This is a genomic window from Sphingopyxis sp. (assembly GCF_035565275.1).
Taxonomy (GTDB): domain Bacteria; phylum Pseudomonadota; class Alphaproteobacteria; order Sphingomonadales; family Sphingomonadaceae; genus Sphingopyxis.
This window is the reverse complement of the sequence record NZ_DATMST010000319.1, coordinates 1-9,481: the sequence shown is the minus strand read 5'-3', so window position 1 is coordinate 9,481 and position 9,481 is coordinate 1. Positions and strand designations below refer to the sequence as shown.

Sequence of the window (9,481 nt, the reverse complement as noted above, 5' to 3'; positions counted from 1 at the left end):
CGGTCCGCATCGCCAGCGGTTCCCGCCGTGCCGCGTCCGGCCTCGCCGCTTGTCACGCGTCCGACGGGCGAGCAACGCGCGATCGTCGGGATGACGCTCGAAATTCGCAGCATCCGTTTTGCGCCCGATCATGTCGCGGTGGGCTTCGCGCTCAACCTGCTCAACCAGGGGCCGGCCGCGGCGACCGGGCTGATGGTCCGCATCGCGCTGAACCAGGGTTCGGCGATGCCCGAGCCGGTGCTCGGCCGCTTTTTCGACGGCGCCGGCGGCAGCGTGCTGCGCGACGATATGACGCTCGCGCCCGGTGCGGGTGAGGAGCTTTCGACCGAGGTCATGCTGCCGCGCGCCGCGGTCGAGCCGCTGATGATTGGCGGCAAACCCATGCTCATCCCCGTAATCGCGTTCGACGTGACCTATCATTGGGACGGCGAAGGCGATGCCTTCGGACAGAATGCAGGCAGCTTCGTGCTCGGCCGCGAACAGGGCGCCGGGGGAAGCGACAAGCTCGCTCCGCTGCCGCTCGACCGGGCAACTTATGCGGTCGATCGCCCCGGCGCCCGCTCGACCGCAATACGTCGCGCCCAGTAACCCGGACAGCCGATTTTTTATTGCGGTGCACCATCGACTGGGGCACAGCGCCACTGCGCTTGAAAAAGGGCAGGTGGGGGCATAGGCTGACGACTCCCCGGAAAGATGAAGAGCCACAGCAGGATGGCCGGGCGAGGGACAGGCAAACAGGGTTCCCGACCGGTCGCAACAGGAGCATGACATGGACGCCTTGGTCTCAACCGACTGGCTGGAACGCGAACTGGGGGCGTCGGACCTGCGGGTCGTTGACGCGACGAAATTTCTGGGAACCGATCGCGACGCGCGCGCCGAATATGAGGCGGGGCACATCCCCGGCGCGGTCTTCATGGACCTGGCCGAACTGACCGATTCGGGCGCCGCGGTCGAGAATATGGCACCGCCGGCCGAAAAATTCGCCAGCCGCATGCAATCGCTCGGCCTCGGCGATGGCAGCCGTATCGTGCTTTACGACGACAGCCCGCTGAAGAGCGCGGCGCGCGCCTGGTGGCTGCTGAAACTGTTCGGTGCGCACGATGTCGCGCTGCTCGATGGCGGCCTCGCCAAATGGAAGGCCGAAGGCCGCGCGCTCGAAATGGGCAAGCAGGCCCTGCGCCACCGGCACTTCACCGTGTGGCGCGACGCCAAGGCGGTGCGTACCAAGGAACAGATGCTCGCGAACGTCGACAGCGCCGCCGAACAGGTGGTCGACGCGCGCCCGACGGCGCGCTTTACCGGTGAGGAACGCGACCCGCGCCCCGGTCTCGCGCCCGGCCACATTCCGAACTCGCGCAGCCTGCCGCACGATGCATTGTTCAATGCCGACGGCACGTGGAAACGCGGTGACGAATTGAAGGCGGTGTTCGACGCCGCCGGTGTCGACCTCGACAAGCCGCTCGTCACGACCTGTGGCAGCGGGATGACCGCGACCGTCGTCGCGTTCGGCGCGCACCTGCTGGGCAAGGACGATGTCGCGGTCTATGATGGCAGCTGGGTCGAATGGGGCGCCGATTCCGCCACCCCCAAGGCGACCGGCGCAGCCTGATATCGCGCTCGCCCGAACCTGTTCCGCGTGCCGCTGGCTTTTGGCGAGCGGCACGCTAACAAGGCGGGCATGAGCAACCGCGACGATCCAGACCTCCGCCCCGCGACGAAACTCGTGCAGGGGGGGCGACGTCCCGAATGGACCGGCGATCCGCGGCTCGGCGGCGGCGTGGTCAATCCGCCGGTCTGGCGGGCCTCGACAATCCTCTACGACAATATCGCCGACCTGAAGGTCCGCGGCCATGCGACGCACGACAGGCTCTATTATGGCCGGCGCGGGACGCCGACCGTCTGGGCGCTCGCCGACGCGCTGACCGATCTGGAACCGGGGGCCGAGGGCACCCTGCTCTTCCCGTCGGGGGTCGCAGCGATTTCGGCGGGGCTGCTCGCGCTGCTGTCGCCCGGCGATCATCTGCTGATGGTCGACAGCGCCTATGAACCGACGCGTTTGTTCTGCAATGGCATGCTCGCGCGTTTCGGCGTTACGACCACCTATTATGACCCGCTGATCGGCGCGGGGATCGCCGACCTCATCACCCCCGAAACGAAGCTGGTCTTCCTCGAATCGCCGGGCAGCCTGACCTTCGAGGTGCAGGATATTCCCGCGATCGTCGCGGCGGCGCGCGCGCGGGGCGTGCCGACGATGCTCGACAACACCTGGGCGACGCCGCTGCTCTTTCCCGCGATGGCGCACGGCATCGATGTCGCAGTGATGAGCCTGACCAAATATGTCGGCGGGCACAGCGACGCGATGATGGGATCGCTGACCGCGACGCGCGCCATCTGGCCGCGCCTGCGGCAGGCGACCTATCAGCTTGGCCATTCGGTTTCGCCCGACGATTGCGCGCTGATGCTGCGCGGGCTGCGCACGCTCGACGTCCGGCTGGCGCGGCATGCCGAAAACGGCCTCGCGGTCGCGCGCTGGCTCGCCGGACGGGCGGAGGTCGGCCGCGTGCTGCACCCCGCCTTGCCGGGCGATCCCGGCCATGCAAACTGGTCGCGCGATTTTTCAGGGACCAGCGGGCTGTTCGGCTTCACGCTGAAGGGAGCCGACGAAGCCGCACGCACCCGCTTCATCGACGCGCTGTCGGCCTTCGGTATCGGGTTCAGCTGGGGCGGTTACGAAAGTCTGGTGGTGCCGAGCGACCCCGCGACGATTCGCACCACGGTCGCATGGACCGACCCCGATCCGCTCGTCCGCCTGTCGGTCGGGCTCGAGGATCCCGCCGACCTGATCGCCGATCTCGAACGCGGCTTTGCCGCGATGGCGGAGTGAAGAGGTGGACGGGCTGCGCGAAGGCCTCGTCCGCACCGTCGAGACGCTGAAGGCGATCGGTATCGACGTCGGCTCGTACCGGCTTTCGCTCTACGGTCTTTTCTCGACGATCGTCGTGGCCGTGCTGCTCTATCTCGCGGTGCGCATCGTGCTGCGCTCGATCAAATGGCTGCTTCGCCGTAATACCCAGATCGATGCGACGCAGCGGCTTCTGGCCGAAAAGCTGATCGCGATCGCGCTGTTCGTCTTTGCGATGCTGTTCGGCATCGACCTGCTCGGCATCGACCTCACCGCGCTGGCGGTATTTTCAGGCGCCGCGGGCCTCGCGATCGGCTTCGGATTGCAGAAGACCGTCGGCAACCTCATTGCGGGGATCATCCTGTTGATGGACCGGTCGATCAAGCCGGGCGATATCGTTGTCGTCGGCGATGGCAGCAGCATGGGCGGGTCGGCGCTGCCCGGCGGGGTGCCCAATGTCGGGCGCGTCGCCAAGATCGGGGTGCGCGCGGTCAATGTCATCACGCGCGACGGCAAGAAACATCTGATCCCGAACGAACTCCTGATGACGCAGGCGGTCGAGAACTGGAGCTACGCGAGCCCCGAGGTGCGGGTGCGGATGCGCGTCCCGGTCGGTTACGACTGCGACCTGCGTCTCGCGCAGCGGCTGATGGTCGAGACCGCGAAGGAAAATCCGCGCATCCTGAACGAGCCCGAGCCGGTGGTCTGGATCACCGCCTTTGGCGAACGCGCGGTGGAGCACGAACTCAGATACTGGATTTCCGATCCCGAAGCGGGGCTCGGCAACATCCAGGGCGAGGTGTTTCTGGGAATATGGGACCGCTTCAAGGAAGCGGGAATCCGCATACCCTATCCGCGGCAGGATATAAGGATGGTCCGGGCGCCGGACGATAATCCGGCGCCCGCCGAAGCCGGTTAGAAGCCGACCTTCTTCGCGCGCTCGATGCATTCGACGATGATGCGCTTCGCTTCATCGACGTCGCCCCAGCCGTTGAGCTTCGCCCATTTGCCGGGTTCGAGATCCTTGTAGTGGGTGAAGAAATGCTCGATCTGCTGCAGCACGATCTCGGGCATGTCCTTGTATGTCGAAACCTTGTCGTAATAGGGGAAGGTCTTGTTGACGGGCACGCACAGCAGCTTTTCGTCGCCGCCGGCATCGTCGACCATGTTGAGTACGCCGATCGGGCGGCATTTGACGACCGCACCCGCGACGATCGGCGAACGCGCGACGACCAGCGCATCGAGCGGGTCACCGTCTTCGCCCAGTGTGTGCGGAACGAAACCGTAATTGGCGGGATAGCGCATCGGCGTGTGCAGGAAGCGGTCGACGAACAGTGCGCCGCTTGCCTTGTCGAATTCATATTTCACCGGCTCGCCGCCGATCGGAACTTCGATCAGGACGTTGAGGCTGTCGGGCGGGCTGTCGCCGGCGGGGATCAGGTCGATGCGCATGGGAGATGTCAGTCCTTTGTTTTTGATTCGGGCGCCCCTTAGCCGTTCGCATCACGCGAAGTCGAGATGCCCCGGCACTGCGTAACGACGACCGGTGTCCCGGCCCGGTTCACCCGGAGCGCCTGCAGGCCGGTGAAGAACCCGATACGAACGGATCGGAACGGAGCTTAAAGCGCCCGGCGCGGCGCCAACAGACGATCGAACCAGTCGGGGCCATTCCCGGTTTTTTCGAGGTGCGGCCAGCGCAAGCCGCCGTGGTAGTCGATCTCGACCTGGCGGTAGCGTCCGCCGCGCTCGACGAGCAGCCGTACCGGGGTCTTGCCGTCGGTCGCGGCGCGAATCGCGCTCTCCAGCCGTTCGCGGCTGTAGCTGGTCCCGTCGACCGCGAGGATTTTGCTCCCGTTGACGATGTCGGCCTTGAAAGCCGGGCCGTCCCACATGATGCCGCCGGCGACTCCGTCCTTGTCGATCGTCAGCCCCAATGAATGGGTCAGGTCGAGATTCTTCGCCTGCGCCATGCGGTCGCGGTCATAGACGTTCGGCGCGTCGCGCCACACCAGCATGTAACCGGCGCGCTCGATCCCGCCCGTCGGCGCGGGACGCCCGGGCGCCTGCATCCGTTCGCGCAGAAAGGTCGCCCAGTCGTATGGGTGCACGGCGTTGAGCGCGGCAACGACATCGTCGAAACCATAGGTGTCCTGCCCCCAGTCGCCTTCGCGCCCGCCGAAAAAGGCGCGCGCGAAATCGTCGAGGCTCCGGGCATTGTTCGTCGCCTCGCGAATCAGCATGTCGGCGTCGAGCCAGGTCAGCGATCCCTCGTTGTAATAATCCTCGCTGCGCGACCAGCTGGAAAAAGGTTTCGGCTTGCGCGCGGCGATGACGGGGTCGAGCGTCGTGTCCTCGACCGAGCGCCATTCGCGCCCCGGCTGCGCGCTGTAAGTGCCCGCGTTCGTCGCCCATTCGGCGAGCACCATCTCCTTCGACTGCATCCCCGAGCGGCCGGCGAGGACAAGGTCCCAGAAACTCGTCTGGCCTTCATATACCCAGAGCAGGTTGTCCTGCATCGGCGTGCGGAAGTCGGGGGTCCACATCTTGTCGGGGCGGCGGTACTTGCCGTTCCAGCTGTGCGTCAGTTCGTGCGGGAGCAGCCCGCGCTCGCTGTCATTGTCGTTCCATTTGGTGAAATAGTCGGTTGCGCGGCTGTTCTCGCTGCTGCGATGATGTTCGAGCCCGATCCCGCCCAGTTCGTCGGTGAGCGCGAGCAGGAATTCGTAGCGGTCGAAATGCCGCACCCCGAACAGCGCGACGGCTTCGGACACCAGCGCGGCGTGGCGCGCGATATGGTCGGGGGTCGCTTCGAGATATTTCGCCTCGTCGGCGACGACGTTCAGCGTGACCTTGTTGCCAAGGTCCCATTTGCGGAAAAATTTCCCGGCGAACATCGGGCTGTCGACGAGCACCTCGTAATTGGTGGGCGCATAGCTGTAGCGGTTACCCGACACCTTGAGCCCGTCGAGCGCCGCCGCGCCGGTCCAGCCGTCGGGCAGGGTGACCTCGAGCTGCACCGGAATCGCGCGGGTGAAATAGCCCGCCGGGTACAGGCTGACCTGCTCCCACTGCAGGTTCATCATCGCCGGGGTGACCACGACGCGGCCCTCACTCGTTCGCGTCGGCGACAGGAAATCGAACGCGACATCGATGCTCTTGATGCCCTGCGGCACGTCGATGTCGAAGGCGTAGACGTCGGTCGGCTGCCGCGTCCATACGAGCGGCTTGCCGCCGGCCGAGGGTTTGAAGCCGGCCAGTTCGGAAATCGCGCCGCGCGGCGCGTGCTTTCCGGGCAGCCACTCGGGATAGAGCAGGGTCAGCTTGCCCGCCTTCGCCACGGGGATCGTCTGGCGGACGTGAAAAATGCCGCGCGCGACGTCGGTCGCATCGACCTTCAATTGCATGACCCCCGGATAGGGTTTGTCGGCCGGCAGCGGGATGGTGAGCGGCTGCACCACCGGTTGCGGACGGCTGTTGCCGTCCTGGGCGGAGGCGGGAGCGATGGCGAAAGGTGCGGCGATCAGGGCGGCTGCGACGAACGGTGCTTTTTTCATGGCAGCGTCTCTGCCGCCAAACGCTGCCAAGGTCCAGCGGCGGCTCTGCAAGCGTGCTTTGCCTTTCGACGAAAAAGCATTAGACGCCGCCGCCATGAGCAAGGACAAATCCGCCAGAATCCCGACGCCGCAGGCCGTGCGCGGCACGCAGGACATGCTCGGCGATTTCGCCGACCGTTTCGCCTATGTCGTCGAGACGTTCGAACGCGTGCGTCGCCTCTATGGCTTCAAGCGGATCGAAGTGCCCGTGATCGAACCGACCGCGGTGTTCGCACGCTCGCTGGGCGAAACGACCGACGTGGTGTCGAAGGAAATGTATTCGTTCGAGGATCGCGGCGGCGAGTCGATCACGCTGCGCCCCGAATTCACCGCGGGCATCGCGCGGGCTTACATCACCAACGGCTGGCAGCAGTTCGCGCCGCTGAAGGTCGCGACGCACGGGCCGTTGTTCCGTTACGAGCGTCCGCAAAAGGGACGCTATCGCCAGTTCCACCAGCTCGACGCCGAGGTGCTGGGCAGCGACAGCCCGCTCGCCGATGCCGAGCTGCTCGTCTTTGCCGACCAGCTGCTGAAAGAGCTGGGCATCAGTGAAGGCGTGACGCTGACGCTCAACACGCTCGGCGACGCCGCGAGCCGCGACGCGTGGCGCGCGGCGCTGGTCGGGCATTTCGAAGCGCATCGCGGCGATCTGTCCGAAGACAGCCTCGCGCGACTCGACAAGAATCCGCTGCGCATCCTCGACAGCAAGGATCCGAAGGACCGCCCGGTCGCCGACAGCGCACCCGATATCGACGCGTATCTGACCGGCGAAGCGCAGGATTTCTTCGGTGCGGTGACCGCGGGGCTCGATGTCGCGGGCGTGGCATGGGAGCGCAACGCACGGCTGGTGCGCGGGCTCGACTATTATCGCCACACCGCATTCGAGTTCGTCACCGATCGCCTTGGTGCGCAGGGGACGGTGATCGGCGGCGGCCGGTATGACGGGCTGATCGAGACGCTGGGCGGTCCGCCGACTGCGGCGGTCGGCTGGGCCGGCGGGATCGAGCGACTGGCGATGTTGATCGACGAGCCTTCCTCACCTGATCGGGCTGACTTCATCGTTGTCGTGGAAGACGATCAACTCGAAATGGTCGGTTTCGAAGCACTGTCAGTTCTTCGGCGCGCTGGTGTCAAAGCCGATTTGATCGCATCGGGCTCAATCAAAAAGCGGTTTGACCGAGCGGTCAAGCGCAGTCCGGACGGAATCGTGACATTGGGATTCAACGATAATGGTACGGTTTCCCCTCGCATCCGGTCTGCATCAGAACTGTATCAGATCGAGGAAATCCTGAAGGCAATCGATTGGCGGGCTTGGGATCGTTCGTGACCTCCGTTTCCGAACGCCAGATCGACGCCATCATCGAACGCCACGCCGCGCTGCAGGCGCGCATGGCGACGGGCGATATGGCGCCCGCCGATTTCGTCGCGGCGTCGAAGGAATTCGCCGAGCTCGAGCCCGTCGCGAAAGCTGCGCGCGAAGTGGTGCGGCTGCGCGGCGAGCTTGTCTCGCTGACCGAAATGCTAGCCGATCCCGAGATGAAAGCGATGGCGGCCGAGGAAATCGCTACGATCGAGGAGGCGCTACCCGCCGCCGAACATGATCTCGCGATCAAGCTGCTGCCCAAGGACGTCGCCGACGAACGCGCCGCGATGCTCGAAATCCGCGCCGGCACCGGCGGCGACGAGGCGGCGCTGTTCGCGGGCGACCTTTTGCGCATGTACAGCCGCTATGCCGACGGACAGGGCTGGAAGGTCGAAATCATCTCGGCGAACGAGGCCGAAATGGGCGGTTACAAGGAAGTCGTCGCGTCGGTGACGGGGCAGGGCGTGTTCGCCAAGCTGAAGTTCGAAAGCGGCGTTCACCGCGTCCAGCGCGTTCCCGCAACCGAAAGTCAGGGGCGCATCCATACCAGCGCCGCGACCGTCGCGGTGCTGCCCGAAGCCGAAGAGGTCGACGTCGCGATCAACGACAGCGACCTCAAGATCGATATCTACCGCGCATCGGGCGCCGGCGGCCAGCACGTCAACACGACCGATTCGGCAATCCGCATCACGCATATCCCGAGCGGCCTTGTCGTGATCCAGCAGGACCAGCGCAGCCAGCACAAGAACCGCGCCAAGGCGATGCAGGTGCTGCGCGCGCGGCTCTATGACCTTGAGCGCGAGAAGATCCACAGCGCCGAGGCGTCGGCGCGCAAGTCGATGGTCGGATCGGGCGACCGGTCGGAGCGCATCCGCACCTATAATTTCCCGCAGGGGCGCGTGACCGATCATCGCATCAACCTGACGCTCCACCGCCTGCCCGAAATCATCGAGGGCGCGATGGACGAATTGATCGACGCGCTGATCGCCGAGGATCAGGCGCAGCGGCTGGCGGGGCTGGGTGACTGATATCGCGACCGCGCTGCGCGATGCGGCGGCGCGGCCGGAAGGCGTGTCGGACACGCCGCGGCTCGATGCCGAATTGCTGATGGCGCATGCACTAGGCGTCGAACGGCAGGCGCTACTGCTCGATCCATCGCGCTTCGCTGTGCCGCAGGATTTCGGCGCGCTCGTCGCTCGCCGCATGGGGCATGAGCCCGTCGCCTATATTCTCGGCTATCGCTATTTCTGGACGATCCGGCTGAAGGTCGCACCCGGGGTGTTGATCCCGCGGCCCGACAGCGAGACGCTGATCGAGGCGGCGCTTTCGCGGATCGACGATAGGGATGCGCCCTTGCGGCTGCTCGACCTTGGCACGGGGCCGGGAACGCTGCTTCTCGCGCTGCTGTCCGAGCTTCCCGAGGCGGCCGGGCTGGGCGTCGACGCATCGCAGGCGGCGCTTGCACTGGCCGGCGAAAATGCCGAGGCGCTGGGGATGGCCGACCGTGCGGTTTTTCGCGAAAGCGACTGGGCAGCCGAGGTCGCAGGCGACTTCGACCTCATTCTCTGCAACCCGCCCTATATCGCGAACAGCGAGGAACTGATGCGCGATGTCGCCGATCAC

8 protein-coding genes and 1 pseudogene are annotated in these 9,481 nt (G+C 65.7%); 7 read left to right on the top strand and 2 right to left on the bottom strand.

Annotated elements, in window-relative coordinates:
* The 4 genes and pseudogenes from VN047_RS20925 to VN047_RS20910 form a co-directional block, all read left to right on the top strand.
* Positions 1-588 (top strand): annotated as a pseudogene (locus VN047_RS20925) (hypothetical protein); the annotation flags it as partial.
* Between the two features lie 181 nt (positions 589-769).
* The gene (gene sseA, locus VN047_RS20920) at positions 770-1,609 is read left to right on the top strand and encodes a 3-mercaptopyruvate sulfurtransferase (RefSeq protein WP_325546124.1); all 840 of its coding nucleotides are present in this window, start codon (positions 770-772) and stop codon (positions 1,607-1,609) included.
* Positions 1,610-1,678: 69 nt separating this feature from the next.
* On the top strand, positions 1,679-2,884 hold the full coding sequence (gene metC, locus VN047_RS20915) for a cystathionine beta-lyase (RefSeq protein WP_325546122.1): 1,206 nt from the start codon (positions 1,679-1,681) through the stop codon (positions 2,882-2,884).
* 4 nt (positions 2,885-2,888) lie between these two features.
* Positions 2,889-3,821 (top strand): mechanosensitive ion channel family protein, encoded by a 933-nt coding sequence (locus VN047_RS20910; RefSeq protein ID WP_325546120.1) that lies wholly within the window; start codon positions 2,889-2,891, stop codon positions 3,819-3,821.
* Here VN047_RS20910 and ppa read toward each other — a convergent pair.
* Positions 3,818-4,354 carry an inorganic diphosphatase gene (gene ppa, locus VN047_RS20905; protein WP_325546118.1) on the bottom strand — a complete coding sequence of 179 codons (537 nt, stop codon included), beginning with the start codon at positions 4,352-4,354 and terminating at the stop codon, positions 3,818-3,820. The two genes, VN047_RS20910 and ppa, sit on opposite strands and share 4 nt — an antisense overlap.
* 167 nt (positions 4,355-4,521) lie before the next feature.
* Positions 4,522-6,456, bottom strand: coding sequence for a peptidase M61 (locus VN047_RS20900; RefSeq protein WP_325546116.1), 1,935 nt, complete (start codon positions 6,454-6,456; stop codon positions 4,522-4,524).
* 94 nt (positions 6,457-6,550) lie between these two features.
* On the opposite strand from VN047_RS20900, the gene hisS reads away from it, so the two are divergent.
* From hisS to VN047_RS20885, 3 genes are all read left to right on the top strand, one after another.
* Positions 6,551-7,822: a histidine--tRNA ligase gene (gene hisS / locus VN047_RS20895; protein ID WP_325546114.1), complete on the top strand. Its 1,272-nt coding sequence runs from the start codon at positions 6,551-6,553 to the stop codon at positions 7,820-7,822.
* On the top strand, positions 7,819-8,886 hold the full coding sequence (gene prfA, locus VN047_RS20890; RefSeq protein ID WP_325546112.1) for a peptide chain release factor 1: 1,068 nt from the start codon (positions 7,819-7,821) through the stop codon (positions 8,884-8,886). Before hisS ends, prfA begins: the two co-directional genes overlap by 4 nt.
* Before the next feature lies 1 nt (position 8,887).
* Positions 8,888-9,481, top strand: a 594-nt coding sequence (locus VN047_RS20885) for a HemK family protein methyltransferase (RefSeq protein ID WP_325546125.1), incomplete at its 3' end; no start/stop codon positions are given.

What these genes read in the sequence shown, in the direction of transcription:
- sseA (WP_325546124.1), top strand. Translation starts at nt 770, where the DNA reads ATGGACGCCTTGGTCTCAACCGACTGGCTGGAACGCGAACTGGGGGCG.
- metC (WP_325546122.1), top strand. Translation starts at nt 1,679, where the DNA reads ATGAGCAACCGCGACGATCCAGACCTCCGCCCCGCGACGAAACTCGTG.
- ppa (WP_325546118.1), bottom strand. Translation starts at nt 4,354, where the DNA reads ATGCGCATCGACCTGATCCCCGCCGGCGACAGCCCGCCCGACAGCCTC.
- VN047_RS20900 (WP_325546116.1), bottom strand. Translation starts at nt 6,456, where the DNA reads ATGAAAAAAGCACCGTTCGTCGCAGCCGCCCTGATCGCCGCACCTTTC.
- hisS (WP_325546114.1), top strand. Translation starts at nt 6,551, where the DNA reads ATGAGCAAGGACAAATCCGCCAGAATCCCGACGCCGCAGGCCGTGCGC.